The sequence below is a fragment of the Nocardia elegans NBRC 108235 genome, assembly GCF_001612845.1.
Classification (GTDB): Bacteria; Actinomycetota; Actinomycetes; order Mycobacteriales; family Mycobacteriaceae; genus Nocardia; species Nocardia nova.
In genome coordinates, this window is record NZ_BDBF01000016.1 from 140,293 (window position 1) to 164,410 (window position 24,118).

General features: G+C 68.9%; 21 protein-coding genes and 1 tRNA gene. 6 read left to right on the forward strand and 16 right to left on the reverse strand.

Translation table 11 applies throughout. The features are described from left to right. Nucleotides 1-529: 529 nt before the first annotated feature. The 5 genes from NE2_RS13830 to NE2_RS13850 form a co-directional block, all read right to left on the reverse strand. Nucleotides 530-605 (reverse strand) — tRNA-Thr (locus tag NE2_RS13830). A 57-nt stretch (nucleotides 606-662) separates the two neighbouring features. Then, a complete protein-coding gene (locus tag NE2_RS13835; RefSeq protein ID WP_233429775.1) occupies nucleotides 663-1,223 on the reverse strand; it encodes a YdeI/OmpD-associated family protein in 561 nt (186 codons plus the stop codon). 97 nt (nucleotides 1,224-1,320) lie between these two features. Beyond that, nucleotides 1,321-2,532, reverse strand: coding sequence for a DNA polymerase III subunit delta' (locus NE2_RS13840; protein WP_063026268.1), 1,212 nt, complete (start codon nucleotides 2,530-2,532; stop codon nucleotides 1,321-1,323). Between the two features lie 74 nt (nucleotides 2,533-2,606). Continuing rightward, nucleotides 2,607-5,462, reverse strand: coding sequence for a type I DNA topoisomerase (gene topA, locus NE2_RS13845; RefSeq protein WP_063026304.1), 2,856 nt, complete (start codon nucleotides 5,460-5,462; stop codon nucleotides 2,607-2,609). A gap of 440 nt (nucleotides 5,463-5,902) precedes the next feature. After that, the gene (locus tag NE2_RS13850; RefSeq protein ID WP_011206895.1) at nucleotides 5,903-6,109 is read right to left on the reverse strand and encodes a cold-shock protein; all 207 of its coding nucleotides are present in this window, start codon (nucleotides 6,107-6,109) and stop codon (nucleotides 5,903-5,905) included. A gap of 435 nt (nucleotides 6,110-6,544) precedes the next feature. On the opposite strand from NE2_RS13850, the gene sftH reads away from it, so the two are divergent. Next, nucleotides 6,545-8,920 carry a DEAD/DEAH box helicase gene (sftH, locus tag NE2_RS13855; RefSeq protein ID WP_084494024.1) on the forward strand — a complete coding sequence of 792 codons (2,376 nt, stop codon included), beginning with the start codon at nucleotides 6,545-6,547 and terminating at the stop codon, nucleotides 8,918-8,920. 353 nt (nucleotides 8,921-9,273) lie between these two features. Here sftH and NE2_RS13860 read toward each other — a convergent pair whose 3' ends face one another. The 7 genes from NE2_RS13860 to ssd form a co-directional block, all read right to left on the reverse strand. Beyond that, nucleotides 9,274-9,666: an Rv3654c family TadE-like protein gene (locus NE2_RS13860; protein WP_063026269.1), complete on the reverse strand. Its 393-nt coding sequence runs from the start codon at nucleotides 9,664-9,666 to the stop codon at nucleotides 9,274-9,276. Continuing rightward, on the reverse strand, nucleotides 9,663-10,010 hold the full coding sequence (locus NE2_RS13865) for a TadE family type IV pilus minor pilin (RefSeq protein ID WP_063026270.1): 348 nt from the start codon (nucleotides 10,008-10,010) through the stop codon (nucleotides 9,663-9,665). Before NE2_RS13865 ends, NE2_RS13860 begins: the two co-directional genes overlap by 4 nt. Further along, the gene (locus NE2_RS13870) at nucleotides 10,007-10,219 is read right to left on the reverse strand and encodes a DUF4244 domain-containing protein (protein WP_030518817.1); all 213 of its coding nucleotides are present in this window, start codon (nucleotides 10,217-10,219) and stop codon (nucleotides 10,007-10,009) included. The genes NE2_RS13865 and NE2_RS13870 overlap by 4 nt, the downstream gene beginning before the upstream one ends. 57 nt (nucleotides 10,220-10,276) lie before the next feature. After that, nucleotides 10,277-10,873: a type II secretion system F family protein gene (locus tag NE2_RS13875; protein WP_063026271.1), complete on the reverse strand. Its 597-nt coding sequence runs from the start codon at nucleotides 10,871-10,873 to the stop codon at nucleotides 10,277-10,279. After that, entirely contained in the window at nucleotides 10,870-11,526 is a 657-nt protein-coding gene (locus NE2_RS13880) for a type II secretion system F family protein (protein ID WP_307617756.1), read from the reverse strand. The genes NE2_RS13875 and NE2_RS13880 overlap by 4 nt, the downstream gene beginning before the upstream one ends. Before the next feature lie 131 nt (nucleotides 11,527-11,657). After that, on the reverse strand, nucleotides 11,658-12,845 hold the full coding sequence (locus tag NE2_RS13885) for a TadA family conjugal transfer-associated ATPase (protein WP_063026273.1): 1,188 nt from the start codon (nucleotides 12,843-12,845) through the stop codon (nucleotides 11,658-11,660). Then, nucleotides 12,842-13,927, reverse strand: coding sequence for a septum site-determining protein Ssd (gene ssd / locus NE2_RS13890; protein WP_063026274.1), 1,086 nt, complete (start codon nucleotides 13,925-13,927; stop codon nucleotides 12,842-12,844). Before ssd ends, NE2_RS13885 begins: the two co-directional genes overlap by 4 nt. A 489-nt stretch (nucleotides 13,928-14,416) precedes the next feature. On the opposite strand from ssd, the gene NE2_RS13895 reads away from it, so the two are divergent. After that, nucleotides 14,417-15,196, forward strand: coding sequence for an HAD family hydrolase (locus NE2_RS13895; protein ID WP_063026306.1), 780 nt, complete (start codon nucleotides 14,417-14,419; stop codon nucleotides 15,194-15,196). Between the two features lie 488 nt (nucleotides 15,197-15,684). Here the strand turns inward: NE2_RS13895 and NE2_RS13900 are convergent, their stop codons facing one another. Then, entirely contained in the window at nucleotides 15,685-16,428 is a 744-nt protein-coding gene (locus NE2_RS13900) for a Fic family protein (RefSeq protein WP_063026307.1), read from the reverse strand. A 167-nt stretch (nucleotides 16,429-16,595) separates the two neighbouring features. On the opposite strand from NE2_RS13900, the gene acs reads away from it, so the two are divergent. The 4 genes from acs (at nucleotide 16,596) to NE2_RS13920 (ending at nucleotide 21,497) form a co-directional block, all read left to right on the forward strand. Continuing rightward, a complete protein-coding gene (acs, locus tag NE2_RS13905) occupies nucleotides 16,596-18,551 on the forward strand; it encodes an acetate--CoA ligase (protein WP_063026275.1) in 1,956 nt (651 codons plus the stop codon). A gap of 210 nt (nucleotides 18,552-18,761) precedes the next feature. After that, nucleotides 18,762-19,973 carry a Na+/H+ antiporter NhaA gene (gene nhaA, locus NE2_RS13910; protein ID WP_063026276.1) on the forward strand — a complete coding sequence of 404 codons (1,212 nt, stop codon included), beginning with the start codon at nucleotides 18,762-18,764 and terminating at the stop codon, nucleotides 19,971-19,973. Between the two features lie 39 nt (nucleotides 19,974-20,012). After that, nucleotides 20,013-20,504, forward strand: coding sequence for a phage holin family protein (locus NE2_RS13915; protein WP_063026277.1), 492 nt, complete (start codon nucleotides 20,013-20,015; stop codon nucleotides 20,502-20,504). A 21-nt stretch (nucleotides 20,505-20,525) separates the two neighbouring features. Continuing rightward, nucleotides 20,526-21,497, forward strand: a complete 972-nt coding sequence (locus NE2_RS13920) for an alpha/beta fold hydrolase (RefSeq protein ID WP_063026278.1) — start codon at nucleotides 20,526-20,528, stop codon at nucleotides 21,495-21,497. A 162-nt stretch (nucleotides 21,498-21,659) separates the two neighbouring features. Here the strand turns inward: NE2_RS13920 and NE2_RS13925 are convergent, their stop codons facing one another. From NE2_RS13925 to NE2_RS13935, 3 genes are all read right to left on the reverse strand, one after another. Next, nucleotides 21,660-22,853, reverse strand: coding sequence for a MarP family serine protease (locus NE2_RS13925; protein WP_063026279.1), 1,194 nt, complete (start codon nucleotides 22,851-22,853; stop codon nucleotides 21,660-21,662). Further along, nucleotides 22,850-23,599, reverse strand: a complete 750-nt coding sequence (locus NE2_RS13930; RefSeq protein WP_063026280.1) for an NUDIX hydrolase — start codon at nucleotides 23,597-23,599, stop codon at nucleotides 22,850-22,852. Before NE2_RS13930 ends, NE2_RS13925 begins: the two co-directional genes overlap by 4 nt. A gap of 57 nt (nucleotides 23,600-23,656) precedes the next feature. Then, the coding region (locus NE2_RS13935) for a TlpA family protein disulfide reductase (protein ID WP_063026281.1) at nucleotides 23,657-24,118 on the reverse strand (462 nt) is incomplete at its 5' end.

A 24,118-nucleotide genomic window follows, 5' to 3' on the forward strand; every position in this document is an offset into this window, starting at 1 on the left:
CATCGCGCCGGAATTCCGACACATCCCATATTTTTCCCACAGCCGTGACCGCGCCACGCGTCTTCCACGTCGACCACAAGGCAGTAGAACCGTGCAGGCCGCCGCTCCAGCGCGGCAACCGCACCGCACCCGACACGCTGCTCGGTCTCTGCAGAAAGGGCTTGCGCGGTGCGTATCACGAGCGGGGAGTACATCTCGGCGAACTCGCGCCTCGGGATGGTTGGGCGCCTTCACCCGGAAGCTCAGCGCAGCGTCTTCGCCGTCGTGGTTGGGCGAAGGGACATGAGACCTCAACCATGTACCTCAGCCGGCCGCGGGAAACCGTTAGTCCGGCGGACAGGTTGCGGGACAGTACATCTCGCAACCCAGCCGCGCGGGCGGCTGGAGGCTGCGCGGATCCGTCGATGCCCCCGACGAACACGTCGACAAGGTTCAGTGCATTCGAGCGCGGGCCGTAACACCGTCGCGTACCACGAGACTCATGCGGGCTTCGGCGGCAAAAGCGATCCGCTCGGCCCTACAGGGAGTATGGAGCCGCCTGGGGGAATCGAACCCCCGACCTTTTCATTACGAGTGAAGCGCTCTACCGACTGAGCTAAGGCGGCGTGCCTTTCGGCGGTGCGAGTCTATCGTCTTCGGCGACCGAACACGAAAACGGCAGGTCATCGGCGCAGTGTGGCCATGATTTCGGCCTGCCTGCGAGCCTTGGCGGCTGGGGTTCGGGCCTTGAGCAGCGGAAGGACCAGCAGGTAGCGGGCGGTTCGGTCCAGGGCGGCGAAGCGGTTCGCCGCACCGGCGTCTTCGGCCAGAGCCGCAGACAGCTCGGCCGGGACGGGTGCCGAGCGCTGTGGCGCGTAGGCGGCATCCCAGCGACCGTCGGCGCGGGCGGCCTCGACCGCACGGAGGCCGGGTGGGCGCATCCGGCCCGTAGCGATCAGGACCTCGGCTCGCACGACGTTCACCTGGGACCAGGTGCTGCCAGGTCGCCGGCGCGAATAGCGCTGGAGGAACGAGCGGTCGTCGTAGGCGCGCCGGTGACCGTCGATCCAGCCGTAACACATGGCCACCTCGGCCGCATCGTCGATGGTGATCAGGGGCGCGGACGATCCCTTGCGTGCGATCAGCAGCCAGGCGCCGCCGTCGTCGGCGTGGTGACCGTCCAGCCAGTCGGCCCAGGCGGCGGCATCGGGAAAGCGGTTGACAGCAGGAAGTTTTCGCACCACGGTTGGTCCTTTCGTCGAACACCATGCTGCCCGTTGAAGTGCTCGCCTTTTGAGCACTTTTCTCGGTGACATCGCCGAAGGTCGGTTGCGCGGTGATTCAAGCGGAGCGGGCCGCGATGAGCCCGGCGACCATCGAGGCGATGGCGAAGCGGGGTTTGACGTTCAGGTCGAGGGCCTCGCGGCAGGCGAGGACGGCTTCGATGGAACGCAGCAGTCCCTCGGGCCGCACCTCGTCGGCCAGATCGCGGATCTGATCGGACAGGTCCGGGTGGGTGAGAGTGATCGCCGGGGACGGATTCGCGGCGGACGTCCCGAAACGCAGGGCCAGCGCGTCGCGGTACAGGCCCGCGACGTCGATCAGCGCCCGGTCGAGGGCATCGCGGCTGGTGCGGGTGGCGCGGGATTTCTGGCGGCGCTCGAGGTCCTTCAACACCCCGGCGGAACCGCGGGTCGCCGAGGCGGCGCCTTTCCCGGTGCCGCCGGCTCCCAACGCGGTCGCCAGCTCGTCGCGCTCGCGCTCGTCCCGTTCGGCGCTGACCTGTTTGGCCTCCTCCTCGGCGGATTTGACCAGCTCGTCACCGGCCGCATAGGCGGCGGCCGGACGCGCGACGGCCGAGACCAGCGACAATGCCCGGGTACGGCGGGCGCGGGCCTGCTCGTCGGTCGCGAGGCGGCGGGCGCGACCGACATGTCCGCCGCTCACCGAAGCCGCCCACGCCGCCTGTTCCGGGGCCAGCCCGTCACGCTCGCGCAGCACCTGGGCGATGGCGTCCACCGACGGTGTCACCAGATGAACATGCCGGCATCGGGATCGCAGAGTGATCGAGATGTCCTCCGGGTCCACCGACGGCGCGCACAGCAGGAACACGGTCCGCTCGGGAGGTTCCTCGACCACTTTCAGCAGCACGTTGCCCGCGGCCTCGGTCAATCGATCGGCATCCTCGATCACCACCACCTGCCACCGCCCGGTGCTGGGACGCCGGGCCGCGACCTGCACGATCTCACGCATTTCCTTGGTGCCGATGCTCAGGCCCTCCGGAATCACCCGCCGGACATCGCCGTGGGTGCCGGCCAGGGTGGTGGTGCAGGCATGGCAGTGGCCACAACCGGGCATGCCCTCCGCCGTACATTGCAGCGCGGCCGCAAAGCACAGTGCCGCAACGGATCTGCCGGATCCGGGCGGCCCGGTGAACAGCCAGGAGTGCGTCATCGCCGAGGACGCGATTCCGGCGCGCGCCGCCACGGCGGCAGCGGTCAACTCGGACTCGACCGAGTCCTGGCCCACGAGCCGATCGAAGACACCTGCCACGCGCTACACCCTAATCGGCCGCACCGACAAGCCGAGCGGGCACCGAGACGCTGCCCGCTACGACTGGCTTCCCGCTACGACTCGGCCGGAGACTTCGCCACCGCCTTCTTCGCGGGCGCCTTCTTGGCTGCGGTCTTCTTCGCGGTGGTCTTCTTGGCGGTCGCGGTGGTCTTCTTCGCCGTCGACTTCGCCGCGGTCTTCTTCGCCGGTGCCTTCTTCGCGGCCTTCTTGGCCGCCTTCTTCACCGGTCCCTTGGCGCGGCGATCGGCGAGCAGCTCGGAGGCCCGCTCGTCGGTGATCGACTCCACCTCGTCACCCTTGCGCAGGCTGGCGTTGGTTTCGCCGTCGGTGACATACGGGCCGAACCGCCCGTCCTTGATCACCATCGGCTTGCCGGTGGCGGAGTCGTTGCCCAACTCCCGCAGTGGCGCCGCACTCGCCGCCTGCCGTCCGCGCCGCTTGGGTTCGGCGTAGATCTTCAACGCCTCTTCCAAGGTCACGGTGAAGATCTGGTCCTCGGTGGCGAGTGAGCGAGAGTCCGTGCCCTTCTTCAGATACGGGCCGTAGCGGCCGTTCTGCGCGGTGATCTCGTCACCGGATTCGGGATCCTTGCCGACCACCCGCGGCAGCGACAACAGCTTCAGCGCATCCTCGAGGGTGATGGTCGACAGATCCATCGACTTGAGCAGCGACCCGGTTCGCGGTTTGGGTGCGGCGGCCTTCTTGGCGCCCTTCTTGGCGTCGAGATCGGCCTCCGGCTCGGGCAGGATCTCGGTGACATACGGCCCGAAGCGACCTTCCTTGGCCACGATCCGATGTCCGGTTTCGGGATCCACACCGAGCGAGCGCCCCTCCTGCGGGGTCGCGAACAGCTTTTCCGCGACCTCGGGCGTCAATTCGTCCGGCGGCAGATCGTCGGGCAGATTGGCGCGCTGGGAGATCGGATCGCCATCCGGATCGTCCGGGTTCTGCACCATGCGCTCGAGATACGGACCGAAGCGCCCGACCCGGACCACGATGTCGCGGTCCTGATCGTCGGTGAACATCTTGATCGAGTTGACCTCGCGGGCATCGATATCGTCGAGCCGCTCCCCGACCATCCGCTTCAGTCCGCCGGAACGCGCCACCGAACCCTCGGCGCCGTGTTCACCACCGAAATAGAAGCTGGTCAACCAATTTCCGCGCTGCTCGCGACCGCCGGCGATGGCGTCGAGATCGTCTTCCATGGCCGCGGTGAAATCGAAATCGACCAGGCGGCCGAAATACTCCTCCAGCAGGCCCACCACCGCGAACGCCACCCAGGACGGCACCAGCGCACTACCGCGCTTGTAGACGTAACCGCGGTCCAGAATGGTCTTGATGATCGAGGCGTAGGTCGACGGGCGTCCGATGCCCAGTTCCTCGAGCGCCTTGATCAGCGAGGCCTCGTTGTAGCGCGGGGGTGGATTGGTGGTGTGCCCATCGGGCGTCAGCTCGGTGGCGTTGACGCCCTGGCCCTCGGTCAGCGCGGGCAGCCGCGATTCCGCGTCGTCGGACTGACCGCCCGCATCCTCGTCGACACTTTCCACATAGGCCTTGAGGAAGCCCGCGAACGTGATGGTGCGCCCGGATGCGGAGAACACGCATTCCTCGCCCGTACCGGCGCGGCCGGTGATCCGGACCGTCAGCGTGGTGCCGCGCGCGTCCGCCATCTGCGAGGCGACCGTGCGCTGCCAGATCAGTTCGTAGAGCCGGAACTCGTCCTGGTCCAGCCGGGCGTGCAGTTGGCCCGGGGTGGCGAAGGTGTCACCGGCGGGCCGGATCGCCTCGTGCGCCTCCTGCGCGTTCTTGACCTTGCGGGTGTACTGCCGCGGCGTCGGATGCACGAACTCGGGCCCGTACAACTGGGTCGCCTGCGCCCGCGCCGCGCTGATCGCCGACTCCGACAGTGTCGTGGAGTCGGTACGCATATAAGTGATGTAGCCGTTCTCGTACAGCCGCTGCGCCACCCGCATCGTGCGCTCGGACCCGAAGCGGAGCTTGCGGGCGGCCTCCTGCTGCAGCGTCGAGGTCATGAAGGGCGCATAGGGCCGCCGCGTGTACGGCTTGGATTCGACCGAGGTGACCTGGAAATCCGCCTTGTCCAGCGCCGCGGCCAGCCGCCGTGCCGCGGCCTCGTCGAGCACGGTGACACCGTTGCGGGTCTTGAGCTGACCGTCGGATCCGAAATCCCGGCCCCCCGCGACGCGTGCACCGTCGACCGTGACCAGCCGCGCGCCGAAGATGCGCGGGTTGGCCTCGTCGCTCTGCCCGCCGCCGGCGTCGAATTTCGCCGCGATATCCCAGTACTCCGCGGAACGGAACGCGATGCGCTCGCGCTCGCGCTGCACGACGATGCGGGTCGCGACCGACTGCACACGGCCCGCCGACAGCCGCGGCATGACCTTCTTCCACAGCACGGGGCTGACCTCGTAGCCGTAGAGGCGGTCGAGAATGCGCCGGGTTTCCTGGGCGTCGACCAGGTCGTTGTCGAGCTCGCGAGTATCGGCCGCCGCGGCGCGAATGGCCGGCTCGGTGATTTCGTGGAACACCATTCGCCGGACCGGAATCTTCGGCTTCAGCGTCTCGAGCAGGTGCCAGGCGATGGCCTCGCCCTCGCGGTCGGGGTCGGTGGCCAGATACAGTTCGTCGGCATCGCGCAGCAGCGTCTTCAGTTCCGAGACCTTGGCCTTCTTGTCCGGACTGACGACATAGATCGGCTCGAAATCGTGGTCGACATCGACACCCAGCCGGGCCCAGGACTGGCCTTTGTATTTGGCTGGCACATCCGCGGCACCGCGTGGCAGATCCCGGATATGGCCGACGGATGCCTCGACCGTATAACCGCGGCCCAGATAGGGCGCGATCTTGCGTGCCTTGGTCGGCGACTCGACGATGACGAGACGACGCAGGGGACGCCCCCGGCCGGATGCGGCCGCGTCGGGCCCGGCGGAGGCCGCATCGGGAGTCGGCGATGCACCGCGGTCTCGTGTTGCCACCGGCGAACACACCTTTCCTGTCGACCCGCGCGGCGCAGGCGCGCGGCGCGCGGCTGGGGCAAGAGGGAGAGACAAATGTCTCCCGCCAGAGACGTTTATACCGTGTTTCGCTGTCGTGGAGTCCGCACTGCGGGCCCGCGACCCTGGAGTCTCGGCTGTTCTGCGCGGTACTTCCCCGTCGGTACCGTCCGAACCGAAATGGCTGCGAACTGCAGAAAAACCCCCTTGTGGGCAACTCGATCACATCGAAAAGCCCCGGTTTTCGATCGAGTCTACTTCCCCCGCATATGACTCGTCCCTCACCGCGTGCTCGCGGTGAGGGACGAGAGATCGGACCTTGTTGGGTTACTCGCTCAGCTGAGCGCGCGAACTCCGGTGGCCTGCGGGCCCTTGGTGCCCTGGCCGACCTCGAATTCGACCTTCTGGTTCTCCTCGAGGGTGCGGAAGCCCGACCCCTGAATCTCGGAGTAGTGGACGAAGACGTCAGCGGAGCCGTCCTCGGGCGCGATGAAGCCGAACCCCTTCTCCGCGTTGAACCACTTCACAGTTCCCTGTGCCATTCTGTTCCTTCTCTTTCCATACCGGAACGGCGGACAAGTTAGGTTGGTCCACCGGGTCCGTTCCGACCGCTGTACTCTGTTCCCCCTGCAGGAAGCTTCAAGCACACCGTTCGCAACATCGATCCTGCTGATGGTTTGGACCTTTGATCCGTTCCCTCGAACACAGAAGCTTGCGACCGAGAACTAGTGAACCATGTCCGCGCGCAATTCGACAGCCGAGTTACCGACAATTTGCAAAAAAGATGATCTTGCGAATGTGCAGGTGAGGGGCACAATGCCCAAATCCAAACTTGAAGTAGGTTTGCTTAGCGATAACCGAGCGAGCGTCAGGCAAACAGACTGTGACGCAGGTCGCTACTCGGTAGTGAATTGGCAGCTCGGGCGAGGGCGGCACACACGGTTCACACTTTCTTCGCGTCGCACGGTCTCGGTCCGATGAATCCGAAAGGCCCGCGATCGGCCCCCGCGCCCGCAGAAGCGATCGGCTACGGGACATCGTTGCTGAATCGTGTCCTTTTCGGAGTGCCCGATGCGGAGAGTCGTATCACCCATGTGACCGAACTCCCGGCCCGGCCGGCGCGCATCACCGACTGGCCTTCCTGGGCTGCTCCGGAAGTGGTCGACGCCCTGCGGGAATCCGGTGTCGAGGCACCGTGGACGCATCAGATTCGAACCGCGGAGCTGGCCGCCTCGGGAACACACGTCGTGGTCTGCACCGGGACCGCGTCGGGCAAATCCCTGGGTTATCAACTTCCGGTATTGACCGACCTGCGGCGGGATTCGCGAGCGACCGCTCTGTATATATCGCCGACCAAAGCGCTCGGAGCCGATCAATTCCGCGCGGCCGCGCAGCTGACCCATGCCGGCGGCCTGCGCGATATCCATCCGGCCACCTACGACGGCGATACTCCGCCCGAGGTCAGGCAGTGGGTGCGGGCGAATGCGCGGTGGTTGTTCACCAATCCCGACATGCTGCACATCGGCATACTGCGGGCGCATCAGCGCTGGGCGCGGATGCTGCGGCGGCTGCGCTACGTGGTGGTCGACGAATGCCACGCGTATCGCGGTGTATTCGGGTCCCAGGTCGCGATGGTGTTGCGCCGGTTGCGGCGGCTGGCCGCGCATTACGGCGCGAATCCGACCTTCGTCCTGTGCTCGGCCACCAGCGCCGATCCGGCCGCGGCGGCCGCACGGCTGATCGGCGCGCCGGTGACCGCGGTGACCGAGGACGGCTCCCCGCAGGGTGCGCGAACGGTCGCCCTGTGGGAGCCACCGCTGCTCGGCGACCTCAGTGGCGAAAACGGGGCCCCGGTCCGACGGGCGGCTACCACCGAGGCCGCCCGGATCATGACCGACCTGGTCGTCGAGGGTGCCCGGACATTGACCTTCGTTCGCTCCCGCCGGGCCGCCGAAGTCGTCGCCATCGACGTGCAGCGCATGCTGGCGGAGGTGGATCCCGCGCTGGCCGGGCGAGTGGCGGCCTATCGGGCCGGATACCTGGCCGAGGACCGGCGGGAACTGGAGAACGGCCTGGCGGACGGGTCGCTGCTGGGCGCGGCCACCACGACCGCACTCGAACTCGGTGTCGACATCGCCGGGCTGGATGCCGTGGTGATGGCCGGTTTCCCGGGAACCGTCGCCTCGTTCTGGCAGCAGGCGGGCCGCGCTGGCCGTCGCACCCAGGGCTCGCTGGTGTTGTTGGTGGCTCGCGACGATCCGCTCGACACTTACCTCGTCCACCACCCGCACGCCCTGCTGGACAAGCCGGTCGAGGCGACCATCACCGATCCGCACAACCCCTACGTCGCCGGCCCGCACCTGCTGTGCGCGGCCTGCGAACACCCCCTGACCGACGCCGAGATCGACGACCTCGGCGTCCGGGACGTGGCCGCCGATCTTGCCGCGCAGGGCCTGATCAAGCGCCGGGAGAACGGCGGGGGTCCGGCTCGCTGGTATCCGACCTCGAGCGCCTACCCACACGACGACGTGGATGTGCGCGGCGGAATCGGCTCCCAGATCGCGATCGTGGACGCGACCAGCGGCCGGCTGCTGGGCAGCGCGGATTCCGGCCGGGCGCCAGCGACGCTGCACGCCGGGGCGGTCCACCTGCATCAGGGCGAGACCTACGTGGTCGACGAACTGGATCTCGAGGCCGGCGTCGCCTTCGTCCACGCCGAGCAGCCCGGATGGACCACCAGCGCCCGCATGGTCACCTCGGTGGCGATCGACGAGCGCACGCACGAGCGGGTGTACGGGCGCGTCACCGCCGCCCTGGCTCGGGTCCGGGTGACCCGCCAGGTGGTCGGTTATCTGCGCACGCTTCCCAGTGGAGAGGTTCTCGACCTCGTCGAACTCGATATGCCGGAGCAGACACTGCCGACCCAGGCCGTGCTCTACACCGTCACACCGCGCCTGCTGGCCGTGGCGGGGATCGAGCCGCGCCGCGTACCCGGCGCCCTGCACGCCGCCGAACATGCGGCGATCGGGATGTTGCCCCTGGTCGCGAGTTGCGACCGCTGGGATGTGGGCGGCGTTTCCATCGCCGAGCACCCCGATACCGGGCTACCCACCGTCTTCGTCTACGACGGCCATCGGGGTGGGGCCGGCTTCGCCGAGCGCGGGTTCACCCGCTTGCGGACCTGGTTGGCGGCGACGCGGGCGGCCATCACCTCCTGTTCGTGCCCGCAGGGCTGCCCCTCGTGCGTGCAATCCCCCAAATGCGGCAACGGGAATTCCCCGCTGGACAAGGAGGGCGCGGCCGCCCTGCTGACGGCCGTCCTCGCCGATCTGCCCGTCGATGCGCCCAGCTGACCCGCACGGACAACATTTCGGGCCATGACCTGCCCGAATCCGTTTCGTGACGATGCGGACACCGTCGGTAGACGTCGCCGCTTCCCGAACCCACGGACCGCCTGCCGCCGTCGAGGCCGACGGCGCTGCCGGGAATAAAAAGGAAGTCGATCATGTTAACCGGCACATTGCCCTAGCGAATAACGGCCATGTGGGCATTCACATGTGTGCATTTATCGGAATCCCGCAGCGTCGAATGCTTGCACAATTGCGCCGCTGGAATTGAATGCCGACCGAATGGGAAATCCACCGCACTTACCGCACTGCGGTGTGGCTCCGGTCACCCATTCTTTCTCACACCAACCGTCCGGTATTCATGATCGTTTTCCCGCACTCACCGGACCGGCCCGCGCGACCGCCACAACTGATCGCTTGCCCAAAAGGGCGAGTGTTACCGAACCATCGACCGTTACCGTCACATCCCAATCCCGGACCGAACACGCCCGTACCCGCATCCGCATTTGCCGCACCACCGAATCCGCTCGCTCGCAGGCCGCGTCAGCGCCGGAATCCAGTGCGCCCGCTGCGGCCAATGCCGCCGAATCGGCCGCGCTCTGCGCTCGATGTCGTGCACAGACCACCGCCGCGAACTGCACCATCACGACCGTCACCAGCAGCAGCGCGGTGAGTGCCAGACATGCCGTGACAGTGGCACCGCCGTCGCATCCGCGGCCGCGGCACGCGGCGGGCACTGTGGCCGGTGTCATTGCGGCTCGCCCGGCTCGCGTACCGCTACCGCTTCGGCCCGTAACCGCAGCATCGGCAGCAGCGGCGCCCGCGCCCGAACCGTGGCCACGATCCGATCGCCCTCCGCGCGCAACTCGATATCGGCGCCGGGCGGCGCCACCCGCTGCGCTGCCGGCAGAGCTTCCGCCCCCGCACCTCGCGCGGCGAGACGTGCCGCTTCGCGAGCGGCGTCGATACAGCGGATCTGCATCGACGCCGCCAGCAACGCCCCCAGACAGAGCACGACGACCACTATCACTGCCGCCAGCGCGATCGCCGCCTCGACCGTGACCGCACCCCGTTCGCCGGGACGAGCGGACCTCATACGGTGGTGTTCAGCGCCCTGTCGATGATCTTGGTCAGCGCGTTCACGATGGAATCGCCGGTGACCACGGTGTAGAGCACCGCTCCGAACGCCGCTGCGGCGATCGTGCCGATGGCGTATTCGGCGGTACTCATCCCATCGTCGGTCACCACTACCTGGATCAGCCGCGAACGTAGTTCTCGCACAACCGATTGCGTTGCCGCCAGCATCGGTCTCCCCTTTCTCTACGGTCGGCGCGGCGGATCCGCACCGAATCTCTGGTGTGGTCACAACAACCCACCGCCCAGTACTCGACCGGCCAGTCCGGCGATCACCGGGACGATGCCGAGGCAGACGAAGGCCGGCAGGAAGCACAGCCCGAGCGGGCCGCTGATGAGCACGCCCGCGCGTTCCGCCCGCGCGGCGGCCGCATCCTCGACCGCCGCGCGGCACTTTTCCGCGAGTTCGGAGACCGCGCCGGTCAGAGCCGCACCCGAGCGGGCCGAACGGCGCACCAGCCGGGCGAGCGCGTACATCTCCGCGACGGGCGCTTCCCGGGCCGCGCGCTCCCAGGCGGTGACCGGGTCCGCGCCGAGCGCCAGCAGTTCCGCCGCCCGCCGCAGCGCCGAAGCGAAGGGCTCCGGGGCGGTCGAGGCAACCGCGCGGGCCGCCGTGGCGGTCGGCAAGCCCGCCCGCAGACACGAGGCGAGCAGATCCAGGGCCGAGGCCACCCCCAAGGGGTCGCCGGTGGCCGGGCGCAGATCCTTCCGCGGCGTGGCAGCAACGCCGCGGGCCGCGCGGAGGCGGCCAACCGATGTGATTCGGCCCGGAAGGGCGAGCAGCGCGGCACCGGAACAGAGCAGTGCCATCGACAGACCGTTCATACCGAAACCCGTCGCGTGATGGCATCCGCCCACAGCAATCCCACCCCGATGAGCCCGGCGCCGAGCGGAAAGACGATGGTTCCGACCCCTCGGCTCATCAGCACCTGCAGGGGGTGGGCACCCATCAGCTGTCCGAGCGCGATGCCGAGGAGCGGGAGTCCGGCCAGCACCGCGGCGCTGGCCCGCGCACCCGCCAGGGCGGCGGTCGTGCGCTCGCTGAACCGCATTCGCCCGGCGAGGTCGTCGCGGGCCGCACTCAACAGTTCGGCCAATGCCAGGCCGTGCCGCTCGGCCAGCTCCCACGCAGCCGCGACGCGATCCAGTTCGGTCGTGACGGCGCAGGGACGCCCGCGCAATCCGTCCGCGGCCGAACCGCCGAGCCTGGCTCGTGCGGCGCTCACCGCGAAGGCCGCTCCGGCCGCTCCACCGATCTCCGCGGCCGCGACGGCGGCGGCAGCGCTGGGATGCGCGCCGGTGCGCAGTTCACCGATCACCACTTCCAGCCCTTCCAGCAGTTTCCGGCATTCGTCGTCGTGGCGGCGTTCCTCGCGGCGGTTCTTCGAGCGCACGGTCAGCGTGGTGACGAGCACCGCGGCCGCACCCGCGGACCCGGGACCGAAGACGACCGCCGCCCCCACCGCCGAAGCAGCCACGCCGCGAATAATCCAGCGGCACGGGTTGTTTCGCGTTTTCTCCGGTCGTCCGCACAGCGCACGCAGCCGGTGCCGCCGGGGCGTGGTCGGCAGGAGCAGCAGCGCTGCGGCACCGCACAGCAAGCTCAGGGTCATTGCCGCAACCGCTCGTTCAGCAACCGCTGCAGCGCGGTATTCGCCGGTGCCGCAACGGGATCCACAGACCAGGCCGTCTCGATGCGCACACCCGCCTCCCCTTCGCGGGTCACCAGCCCGATTTCCTGCAGGACTCGCCCACCGTCGGGGCGGCGCCGCATCGCGAGCACGACCTGGACGGCCGCGGCGAGCTGACTGTGCAGCCCCGCCCGCCCCATTCCGCCCAGTGCCGCAAGGGCTTCCAGACGAGCGGGCACCTCCCGTGGCGAGTTCGCATGCACCGTCCCGGCGCCCCCGTCGTGTCCGGTATTCAGTGCGGTGAGCAGGTCCACCACCTCGGCCCCGCGCACCTCTCCGATGACGATCCGATCCGGCCGCATCCGCAGTGCCTGACGGACCAGGTCCCGGACCGTGATGGCACCCGCGCCCTCCACATTGGCGATACGCGCGACCAGCCGGACGACATGCGGATGCGGCGGCGACAGTTCGGCGGCATCCTCGACGCACACGATGCGTTCGGCGGGGTCGACGTGCGCCAGCAGAGCCGACAGCAACGTTGTCTTCCCGGCGCCGGTGCCGCCGACCACGAGGAAGGCGAGCCGTGCGCGAATGATCCTCTCCAGCAGCAGTTCCGACTCCGGTGTGAGCGTTCCGGAGGCGGTCAGTCCGCGCAGGCTGTGGCCGACCGGGCGCAGTACCCGCAGCGAGATACACGTTCCGCCCTGTGCGATGGGCGCGAGGACCGCGTGCAGCCGCACGCCGAAGCTCTCGCCGGGCGCTCGCTCGTATTCCGGCAGCCGCCCGTCCACCCACGGTTGCGCATCGTCGAGCCGGCGGCCGGCGGCGAGCGCCAGACGCTGAGCCAGGCGCCGCACGGCCGCTTCGTCCGGGAAGCGGATCGAGGTGCGCTCCAGACCGCTACCGCGATCGATCCACACCGCATCGGGCGCGGTCACCAGCACATCGGAGACCAGGGCGTCGTGCAGCAACGGTTCCAGCGCGCCCGCGCCGGTCATTTCCGTCTGCAGCATGCGCAAAGCGCGCAGCAGGTCCGTATCACCGAGGACTCGGCCGGCTTCGGCGCGGATGGCGGCGGCCAGGCGGGCCGGATCGTGTTCACCCGCCTGGGCGGCCAGTCGCTCCCGAACCCGGTCCAGGAGTTCGGCACTCACCACCCCGCTCATCGAGCCCCCTCCGGCAATGCGGACAGCACCGACTCCGCTCCCGCCGCGAGCGGCCCGCGGCCGAGCGTCAGCCCACCGCGTTCCAGCTCGGCCGCGAGTCCGGGTTGGGCACGCATGGCGGCCAGCAGGGGCAGCCCCAATGCCTCCGCGATATCGCGACCGCGCAGTCCGCCCGGTGCGGGGCCTCGAACGACCAAGGCCTGGTTCGGGTTTCGACGACGGATATCCGCCACGACCGCCCCCGCGGCGGCCACCGCACGCAACCGGGCCGGCACCACGAAGACGACGAGATCGGCGGCACCGAGGAGATGATCGGTATGCGGGCCCCGACTGCCGGATATATCGCACACCACCAGATCGCCGGCGCCGCGGCCGGCCTCGACGACGGCGCGGGCCGCGCCGGTGCCGATATCGTCCGGTCCGGAGCCGGCCGGTCTGCTGCAGGCCAATACGCCGAGTCCTGGTGCGGCGGCGGGTAATGCGTCGTGCAGGGCTTGCGCGGCCACCCGGCCGTCCTCGACGGAGAGTTCGGGCCAACGCAGACCGGGCACCGACTCGATACCCAGCAGCAGATCGATGCCACCGCCGAGCGGGTCGCCGTCGATGAGCAGAACGTGCGGCCGGAACCGCCGGGCCGCGGCGGCCAGGGCCAGCGTCGCGGCGAAGACCGAGGCCCCGGCACCGCCCCCCGCGCCGACGACGGCCAGGACGAGTCCGTCCCCGGGATCGCGCCAGGCGTAGGCGGCGAAGGCCTCGATCAGTGTTTCGGTAGCGCTCGGCAACGCGATGACCTGCTCGGCTCCGACCGCCGCCGCGGCCTGCCAATGGTCGAGATCCGGTTCACCGCCGCCGACCAGCACGACGCCCGAGCGCCGCGGATATCCGGCGGCCGCACAGGTACGCGCCGCCGCGAGATCGATGATCACCAGCGCGGCCGCGGCCCAGGCATGCCTCCCGACGGGCATCGACCGTTCGTCCAGGCCACGGTCGGCGGCGGCCGCTATGCGACGCACCTCGTCGCGTAACCGGTGGTCACCGACCAGCACCAGTGCCGGAGGAGGAACTGCTGCAACGGAATTCATGTCAGCCAGCCTCACCCGGATCGGCAGGGCGAACCAGGGCCCCAACGCCGAATGTGGACAACTCGCGGGCTGTGGACAAACACTGCACGCCGAGTAACAGCTGAACGGTCCGGAAATAGAGGACGGCCCCAGCCGGGGGGGGAGGAGGCTGGGGCCGTCGGGGTTCAGCCCCGGGGGGTCGGGCTGAACGCGCCTGGACCATGTCCAGGTGCCAGCAATACTACACCCAGAAACCGGCGGCAATGCAAGTCCATCGCGCGACGAAGTTTCGGCCCGGAGCGGGCGGCTCCCGGGGCATCGGATGGGGCGTGCGGCCGGGCTGAACGCCGCATCACCGGGGAAGCTCCCTATTCTGGAGCCGTGACGGCCGAGGGCGACCAAACAGCTACGAACGATCGGGCCGCCGGGGATACCGGGCACCCGCGACACCGCAACGATGCAGCAGCGAATCGCGCGCACCGGACGACGGACGCTTCGTCCGCACCCCGGATCGCCGCATTCTTCGATCTGGACAAGACGGTCATCGCCAAGTCGAGCGCGTTCGTCTTCAGCCGGCCGTTCTTCGCGCAGGGCCTGATCGATCGGCGCACCGTACTGGAATCCAGTTACGCGCACTTCCTGTTCCTGCTCTCCGGCGCCGACCACGACCAGATGGAGCGGATGCGCGAACATCTGACGAAGATGACCGCCGGCTGGGACGTGTCGCAGGTGCGCTCGATCGTCGCGGAAACACTGCACGAACTGGTCGATCCGCTGATCTACGCGGAGGCCTCGGATCTGATCGCCGACCACAAGATCCGCGGCCACGACGTCGTGATCGTCTCGGCGTCGGGTGAGGAGATCGTCGCCCCGATCGCCGCCGCGCTGGGTGCGACGCACACCGCCGCCACTCGGATGGTGGTCGAAAACGGTAAGTACACAGGCGAAGTCGAGTTCTACTGCTACGGCGAGGGCAAGGTCGAGGCGATCGAGAAGCTGGCCGCGTCCGAGCACTACGACCTCTCGCGCTGCTACGCCTATTCCGATTCGATCACCGATCTGCCGATGCTGTCGGCGGTCGGACATCCCACCGCGGTCAACCCCGACCGGAACCTGCGACGCGAGGCGGTGGCCCGGGACTGGCCGATCCTGACCTTCTCCAATCCGGTGTCACTGTGGTCGCGGATTCCCGCGCCGTCGACCACGACGGTGGCCGCCACGGCAGTGGTCGGAGTGAGCGCGGTACTGGCCGGCGCCCTCAGTTACCGGCTGCTGCGCCGGCGCCGCTGAGGGTGGCGCTCCGAGCGCATCGCGGCTGGTCAACGACGCGCAACCCATCGATGTAACCACGATTCGTAGGACCACACGCCGATTATGAGTAATGTCCTTTCGACCCTTGATGTGAGGGGTCTCACAGAGTAACAATGGACGCACGGAGGGGCGGAAGGCCAAGATCGAAACGGAAGAGAAGGTTCGATCTCCCATCCGCACTTCCCAGCACGGACGCCAGGCACCCACGCGGAGCGCGCCGCGACAAGGGCAGAAGCGTTGTGGGCCTGCGAAATTCGAATTCACGTCGGCAATGGCCTCGCACAGGTTGCGGGGATGAACCGGCGGGGTTCGGATGATCGCCGAGGCCGCAGAACACAACCCGACAAGCACGCTTGGTAACCGGGTAGTCCGTGCTAGCGGGCGGTGAGGCCGACGACGGCTACGCCGCCCGCTTCGATGTGCGGACCCGTTTCGCGCTGGCTGTGATCAGCGCTCACGCGCCGCGTTCATGCCGCCGCATCGGCGATCGATCGAGCCTCGCGGGCACCGTCTTCCAGCGCGCCGCAGCAGAACACCACCCAACCGCCCACACCCTCGGCCGTCCCCTCGGCGAAGCCCGCCGCGGCGTCGAGGTAGGCCTGGCGGCGTCGCAACCAGAAAACCTCCGGTACGCCCAGACTGTGCGGATCCAGGCCGCTCGCGACGGCCACCAGCCGGGACGCCGCCCGCGCCACCACGCCGTCGGCCGAACCGAAGGGACGCAACGACATCAACTCACCGTGCACCACCGCGGCCAGCACGGGGGCCGGCGCGCTCGAGGTCAGTACGGTCTGAGCCAGCAGATCGAGTCGTTCGGCGACGCCCGGCTCCGGGCGCGGCCGGCCGAGTTCGTGTTCGTTGTCGACCAGATCGGCCGCGGCGAGCAGATGCAGACGAGCCAGCGCCTGCAGCGGTGCCCGCTGCCACACGCCGACCAGATTCCGCAGCGCGTCACCGTCGAGGGCCTGCCCGACCCGCAACGCTCCCGCCAGAATCGGATCGGCGACCCGGCCGTCGGCGGGCAGTTCGGTGGCCCCGCCGTCGATCGCCGCCGAGGAGCGCGCCGCGCGGACCGCCGCCTCGGCCGCCGTGGTCGGCCAGCCCCGCCGGTTCGCCTTGTGCCGGTGGACTTCGGCGAGCGCATCGCGGGCGCGGTCGGCCGCCTCGCGGACACCGGGCAGGTCGACCAGGGGTTGCAGCACGTCGCTCACGACCCACACGCTAGCCGAGCGCATCCCGCGGCCGACCGGGGTCCGCTTCCCGAGCCCACCGTTCGGGACCGGTACGCGGCGCAGGTCACAGTCCGTTAGGGTCACATCGTGGCCGCGGTCACGCTGCGGCCGACGCGTATCCGATGGACAGGCCCGATGGAGGCGAGATGACCGACACCACCGCTGAGCACCGAGACGTGTACCCGCCTACCGCCGCATTCGCCGCGGCAGCCAATGCCGATGCGTCCATCTACGAGCGGGCAGCGGCGGATCGCGAGGGGTTCTGGGCCGAGCAGGCGCAGCGACTGCACTGGCATCAACCATGGGATCGGGTGCTGGACTGGGACGATGCCCCGTTCGCGCGCTGGTTCACCGGCGGCAAGCTCAACATCGCCTACAACTGCGTGGACCGCCACGTCGCCGACGGCTACGGCGACCAGGTCGCCATCCACTGGGAAGGTGAGCCCGGCGATTCCCGCTCGATCACCTACGCCCAGCTGCAGGCCGAGGTGTGCCAGGCCGCCAACTACTTCACCGAACTCGGCCTGGTCGCCGGCGACCGGGTCGCGATCTACATGCCGATGGTCCCCGAGGCCATCGTGTCGATGCTGGCCTGCGCCCGGCTGGGCCTGACCCACTCGGTGGTCTTCGCCGGCTTCTCCCCCAGCGCCCTGCGCCAGCGCGTCGACGACGCCGAGGCCCGCCTGGTGATCACCACCGACGGCCAGTGGCGCCGCGGCAAGGCCGCACCGCTGAAGGAAGCCGTCGACGAGGCGCTCTACGCCCACGGCGACGTCCCGCACAGCGTCGAACACGTGCTGGTGGTGCGGCGCACGAATCTCGAGATCGCATGGACCGAGGGCCGCGACCGGTGGTGGCACGAAACCGTCGCCCAGGCATCAACGGACCATGCCTGCAGCGCTTTCGATGCCGAGCATCCGCTCTACATCCTCTACACCTCCGGCACCACCGGAAAGCCCAAGGGCATCCTGCACACCTCGGGCGGCTACCTGACCCAGGTCGCCTACACCCACCACTACGTCTTCGACCACAAACCAGGGCAGGACGTGTACTGGTGCACGGCCGACATCGGCTGGGTCACCGGACACTCCTACATCGTGTACGGCCCGCTGGCCAACCGCGCCACCCAGGTCGTCTACGAGGGCACCCCCAACTTCCCCGACGAGCACCGGCACTGGCAGATCATCGAAAAGTACGGCGTCACAATCTATTACACCGCGCCCACGCTGATCCGCACCTTCATGAAGTGGGGCCGCGACATCCCCGACACCCACGACCTGTCCTCGATCCGCGTACTCGGCTCGGTCGGCGAACCGATCAACCCCGAGGCCTGGCGCTGGTACCGCGAAGTCATCGGCGCGGGCACCGCACCCATCGTCGACACCTGGTGGCAGACCGAAACCGGCGCCATCATGATCTCGCCGCTGCCGGGCGTCACCGCCGCCAAACCCGGCGCCGCCATGGCCCCGCTGCCCGGCATCTCCGCGAAAGTCGTCGACGAGGAAGGCAATTCGGTCGAACGCGGGTCCACCGAAGCCAACGGTTATCTCGTGCTCGACCAGCCGTGGCCGTCGATGCTGCGCGGCATCTGGGGCGACGACGAACGCTACAAGGCCACCTACTGGGAACGCTTCGCCGCCCAGGGCTGGTACTTCGCCGGCGACGGCGCCAAGATCGACGCCGACGGCGCCCTGTGGGTCCTCGGCCGCGTCGACGACGTCATGAACGTCTCCGGCCACCGCATCTCGACCGCCGAAGTCGAATCCGCCCTCGTCGGACATCACAGCGTCGCCGAAGCCGCGGTCGTCGGCGCCAGCGACGCCACCACCGGACAGGGCATCGTCGCCTTCGTCATCCTCACCGGCGGCTCGAACAACTCCGGCCAGCAACTCGTCGACGAGCTCAAGGCCGAGGTCTCCCGCGAGATCAGCCCGATCGCCCGCCCCCGCGAAATCCACATCGTTCCCGAACTGCCCAAGACCCGCTCGGGCAAGATCATGCGCCGCCTGCTGCGCGATGTGGCCGAGGGCCGCGAACTCGGCGACACCTCCACCCTGGTCGACCCCAACGTGTTCGAAGCCATCCGCGCCTCCAACGCCTGATCGCCCCCGCTTGTCGAGCCCACGTCCGGTGCCGCACCGGGCGTGGGCTCGGCCGTTCGCCGCCGCGAAGCCCGGAGGCGGCCGTAAACAGCTACGCCTGAACCGGTAAAATTTTGTCAAGGAGTGCCGGGAAGTCTGGTCGGCGTGTGGTTGGTGAGCCCGTTGCGGGAGTGCCCGCCGCAGTCGCCGTCCGCTCCCGAAAGGAACTCCGTGATCGTCGCGCTGCGCTCCGAGCTCGCTCGTTATCTCCGCATCGAAACCGTCGGCGGCGCATTGCTGCTCGTCGCGGCGGCGGTAGCGCTGCTGTGGGCCAATTCGCCCTGGCGCGACGGCTATTTCGCGATGGTGGACACCACTCTCGCGATCCCACCGCTACATCTGAACCTCACTCTGGGCGACTGGACCAAGGACGGTCTGCTCGCGGTGTTCTTCTTCGTCGCGGGGCTCGAACTCAAGCGCGAACTCGTCGTCGGTGAGCTGGCGGACCGGAAACGGGCCACGCTCCCGGTGGTGGCCGCGATGGGCGGCGTGATCACCCCGGCGGTGATCGCCTTCGTCATCGGCTGGGGTGTGCCGGGGATGGATCGCGGCTGGGCGATTCCGGTCGCGACCGATATCGCCTTCGCGCTCGCGGTGCTGGCCATGACCGGTTCGCGAATTCCGGCCGGGGCCAGGGTGTTTCTGCTCAGCCTGGCCGTCGTCGACGATCTGATGGCGATCGTGATAATCGCGGTGCTGTTCACTACCACGGTGGTGCTGGTCTGGCTGGTCGGCGCCGCCGCCTGCTTCGCGGGCTGGGCGCTGGCGCAGCGGCTGCGTATCCGTACCCCGTTGGTGTACGTGCCGCTGGCGCTGCTGTCGTGGTATGCCCTGCACGAGGCCGGGATTCATCCCACGCTGGCAGGGGTGATCTGCGGGCTGCTGACCCGGGTACGCCCGGATCCGGAGGAGGACGAGGCGCCGGCCGCCCGGCTCGAGCATCTGTTCCAGCCGATCTCCGCCGGCGTGTGCGTACCGCTGTTCGCGCTGTTCGCCTCCGGAGTTCCGTTGTCCGCCAGCATTTTCGGCGAGCTGTTCACCTCGCGGCTGTCGTTGGCGATCATCGCCGGACTGCTGGTCGGCAAGACCGTGGGCATCTTCGGCTCGAGCTGGCTGGCGATCCGGTTCGGAATCGCCACTCGGCCCGCGGGTCTCGGCAATCGGGATATGTCGGCCCTGTCGGTACTGGGCGCGATCGGTTTCACCGTTAGCCTCTTGGTGGCAGAACTCGCGTTGCCCGACCGGGCCGCGACCGAACTGGCGAAAGCCGCCGTGTTGATGACGTCCTTGACGGCCTCTCTGCTCGGTTCGGCGCTACTGTTGCGGCGTGGGCGGGCGCATCAGGCGCGGCGAGACGCGAGTGCGGCCACCGAATACGAGTGAAGGCCGGACAGCACCGGGACATGGAGAAGGGTCGAGCAATTGAGCTTCACAAACGGCGGTAACGACGCGGGCCGAAACCGGACCATCACCTCGATTCCGCTGTCCGAGGTCGATACCACCGCGAATGCCAGCGTCGGGGATCTGGTGCGCGACGCCGCGGAGCAGATGTCGACCCTGGTCCGCGCCGAGGTGGAGCTGGCCAAGGCCGAGGTGACCGGCGAGATCAAGAAGGGCCTGCAGGGCAGCGTCTTCTTCATCGGCGCCCTGACGGTGCTGCTGTTCTCGTCGTTCTTCTTTTTCTTCTTCCTCGCCGAGCTGCTGGATGTGTGGCTGTACCGGTGGGCGGCGTTCCTGATCGTCTTCGTGCTGATGATCGTGGTGGTGGCGGTGCTGGCGCTGCTCGGCTACCGGAAGGTCCGCAAACTGCGGGCGCCGGAGAAGACGATCGAATCGCTCAAGGAAACCCGGACGGTGCTGCCGCACGGCTTCGGATCGCACGCCGACGGCCCGGCCGCCAAGCCGACGGCATAGTCCGGCTATTACGCTTTCGGCGTGTCGTCGAATCCGCTTCCCGATCCGTCCAGCGTCCGCTTCGACGGCCCGTGGAGGCATCGCGACGTGCACGCCAACGGCATCCGATTCCACATCGCCGAGGGCGGCCCCGACGATGCGGTGGGCGATCCCGCGCGGCCGCTGGTCGTCCTCCTGCACGGCTTCGGCGATTTCTGGTGGTCGTGGCGGCATCAGTTGACCGGGCTCACCCAGGCCGGCTACCGCGCGGTCGCGGTCGATCTGCGCGGGTACGGCGATTCCGACAAACCGCCGCGCGGCTACGACGGCTGGACGCTGGCCGGTGATATCGCCGGCCTGGTGCGGGCGCTCGGGCACACCGACGCGACCCTGGTCGGCCACGCCGAGGGTGGACTCGTGTGCTGGGCGACCGCGGTTCTGCACCCTCGGGTGGTGCGCTCGATCGCGCTGATCGCCTCACCGCATCCTGTGGCGCTGAGACGGGCCGTGCTGCGCGATCGTCGCCAGCGCGCGGCCTATCTGCCGAATTTCCTGCGGTATCAGCTGCCGCGGTACGGCGAGCGCCGGCTCACCCGCCAGGACGGATTCGAAATCGAACGTCTCGTGCGCGAGCGGGTGCGGCCGCAGTGGGCGGGCACCTCCGAATTCGTCGACACCGCCCAGCGCATGCGCTCGGCGATCCGCATACCCGGTGCGGCCCACTGCGCCCTGGAATATCAGCGCTGGGCCTTCCGTAGTCAGTGGCGTCCCGACGGCCGCCGCTTCTTGTCGGCGATGCGCGAACCCGTCCGCGTGCCGACGCTGATCCTGCGCGGCGACGCCGACCACTACATGCTCGAATCGACCGTGCGCGGCGCGGGCAAACTCTCACCCGATCGCCGGGTGGTCACGATCCCGCAGGCCGGGCACTTCGCCCACCAGGAGAATCCGGACGCCGTCACCGCGGAACTGTCGAAACTCCTGGGTGATCCGGCGACCGCGCAGTACGTCTAGCGCACGGCAGGCCCCGGTCCGCGCAGTACCGCTAGCGCACAGCAGCCCACGGTCCACGCAGTACCGCTAGCGCACGGCAGGCCCATGGACGCAGGCCCTCGACAAGTCCGCAGCGCCGGCGTCGGCGCCGCGACTTCGCCCTGAAAGTGGGCCGGCAGCGGGTCAGCTCAGGACACAGTCACCGGTGCCGACGGGCGCGGTCGAATTCGACGCGGCCTGCAGATCGGATTCGACTTCCTTCAAGGTGAGCACGTAGCCGGTGTCGTCGTCGGTGACCGCCGCGCCGAAGACCACGCCCAGCACCTCACCGTCGGTGTCGACCAGCGGGCCACCGGAATTGCCGGCGCGCACCCGGCCGCGCACGGTGTAGACCTGGCGTTCGACGGTGTTGCTCTTGTAGATGTCCGGACCGGTCAGCTCGAGCGTCTCGCGCACCCGGGCCGCACTGGCGGTGTAGGGGCCGCCGCCGGGGTATCCGAGGACGATCGAGCTCTGCCCGGATTTTCCGGCCGACGGGGCGAGCGGGATCACCGGCGCGTTGAGTCCGGGAACGGCCAGGATGGCGACATCCTTGGCCGGGTCGAACAGCACCACCGTCGCGTCCAGGCGACCGCGCGCGGTGTCGACCTGCACGGTGGAGGTGCCCGCGACCACGTGCGCGTTGGTCATGATGCGCTCGGGCGCCACGACGAAGCCGGAACCTTCCAGCGCGCGCTGACAACTCGGCGCGACACCGTTCACCCGCAACACGCTGTGCTGGAGATTCAGCGCGACAGGCGTGTCGAGAACGCTGGGGTCCGGCGGCTCGACCGCCGCGATCGGCGCCCGGCCGAACGGGCCGATCACCTCCGGCAGGCCCGAGGTGTTGAGCAGTTTGGAGAATTCGTTCGGCACCCGGCGCAGCCAGTTCGGCGCGACCTGGTTCACGTCGGCGAGCACCCGGGAGCCGTTGACCGCGGCCGCTATACCCGGCTGGGACGACGACGCCAGCGGCAACGCCAGCAGCCAGGCGGTGACCATTACGGCCACACACTGCAGCGCCGCACCCACCACGCTGTCGATACTGCGGGTGAACGGGTGCCGCATACCGCTGCGCGCGGCGCGGCCCAGCACCATGCCCGCCACTTCGCCGACGATCACCAGCGCGACGATCAGCACGACGCCGACCAGGACGCGCTTACGGCCCTCGCTGATGTGCTGCAGGATGTGCGGCGCGATCAGGATGCCGGCGACCGCGCCGAGCACCACGCCGAGAAATCCGAGCGCCGAGGCCACCGCGCCCTGTCTCCACCCCGAGGTGGCAGCCAGCAGCGCGATGATCAAGACCGCGAGGTCGAGCCACCCGGAACTACTCATAACGTCATCCCCACTGCCGCGAGCGAGGCCTGCAGATCACGCACATCGTGGTGATCCCAGTCCCGCTCCCATCCCGATACCGCAAGCAGACCGGCGAGCACACCGGCGGTGAAACCCCAGACGAGCATGCCATCGACCGCGAACGCCGGTCCCATGTACCCCAGCGGATGGCGAACGACGAACCGGTTCGCCGGGTCGATCAGATCCGTCAGCGGCACCCGCACCACGCGGGCGGCCTCGGTTTCGCTGACCACCCGCACCTCACCGGGCGTGCGCCAGTACGCGACCACCGGCGTGACGTCGAACCGCGACGGCGGGACGAAGATCTTGGGCAGGATGGCGAACGGTTCCACACCCACGGGGTCGAGACCGGTCTCCTCGCGCGCCTCGCGCAGCGCGGTGCCGACGGGACCGTCGTCACCCGGTTCCACCCCGCCGCCGGGAAAGGCGACCTGCCCGCGGTGCTGGCGCAGGGTGGCGGCGCGCTGGGTCAACAACACGTCGGCGTCGGCCGGGAGACCGCCGCGGGTTCCGGCATCGGGCTCCGGCGAACCGCCGAACAGGACGAGGACGGCGGCCTCGCGGGGACGCAGAGCGGCCGCGGCCACCTTGCCCGCGGTGCGTTTGAGTACTTGATTCACGCCCGTCGGATCGGCCGGTTCATGTTCGGCCACGCCGCGCAACCACCCCGGGATATCGGTGGCGAGCCGGTGCGGCCGGTCCTCAGCTGTCGAATTGTCGTTCATCTCGGATCTATCGGGCACGGACGAGGCCCTCCACGGTTGTACGCACTGCCTGCCCGTTCACACCCGCACCCCCAATTCCTGCGCGACGGTGGCGGCGACGTCGTCGGCGGTGTCGAACGGCCGGACCACCACCTTCGCGATCGAACCGTCGGCGCGAACCAGTACCGAGACCGGCAGCACGGCCGGCGCTCGCACCGCCGTGCGCACCTTTCCGGCACCGTCCTGCATACCCGGCAGACGCACACCGAGGTCGCGCAATCGGGCCAGCGCCTTGCCCTCGTCGGGATCGCTGTGCACGGTCACGACGGTCAGCGCGCTACCCGCGCGCGCCGAGAATTGCCGCAGCGCGGGCAGTTCCCGGGCGCACGGCTCACACCAATACGCCCACAGATTCACCAGCGCCGGGCGCCCGGCCAGCGCTGCGCCGAGATCGACCGGACGGCCGTCGGCCAGACATTCGAGCGTGATTCCGGCCAGCGGACCGGCGGCCGGCGTGGGCGGCTGCGCGGCCGCGGCGCC

Bases quoted from the DNA above. Each gene is read 5' to 3' on its own strand.
- NE2_RS13850 (WP_011206895.1), bottom strand. From the start codon at position 6,109: ATGGCACAGGGAACTGTGAAGTGGTTCAACGCGGAGAAGGGGTTCGGC.
- sftH (WP_084494024.1), top strand. From the start codon at position 6,545: ATGAATCCGAAAGGCCCGCGATCGGCCCCCGCGCCCGCAGAAGCGATC.
- NE2_RS13860 (WP_063026269.1), bottom strand. From the start codon at position 9,666: ATGACACCGGCCACAGTGCCCGCCGCGTGCCGCGGCCGCGGATGCGAC.
- NE2_RS13865 (WP_063026270.1), bottom strand. From the start codon at position 10,010: ATGAGGTCCGCTCGTCCCGGCGAACGGGGTGCGGTCACGGTCGAGGCG.
- NE2_RS13870 (WP_030518817.1), bottom strand. From the start codon at position 10,219: ATGCTGGCGGCAACGCAATCGGTTGTGCGAGAACTACGTTCGCGGCTG.
- NE2_RS13875 (WP_063026271.1), bottom strand. From the start codon at position 10,873: ATGAACGGTCTGTCGATGGCACTGCTCTGTTCCGGTGCCGCGCTGCTC.
- NE2_RS13885 (WP_063026273.1), bottom strand. From the start codon at position 12,845: ATGAGCGGGGTGGTGAGTGCCGAACTCCTGGACCGGGTTCGGGAGCGA.
- ssd (WP_063026274.1), bottom strand. From the start codon at position 13,927: ATGAATTCCGTTGCAGCAGTTCCTCCTCCGGCACTGGTGCTGGTCGGT.
- acs (WP_063026275.1), top strand. From the start codon at position 16,596: ATGACCGACACCACCGCTGAGCACCGAGACGTGTACCCGCCTACCGCC.
- NE2_RS13925 (WP_063026279.1), bottom strand. From the start codon at position 22,853: ATGAGTAGTTCCGGGTGGCTCGACCTCGCGGTCTTGATCATCGCGCTG.
- NE2_RS13930 (WP_063026280.1), bottom strand. From the start codon at position 23,599: ATGAACGACAATTCGACAGCTGAGGACCGGCCGCACCGGCTCGCCACC.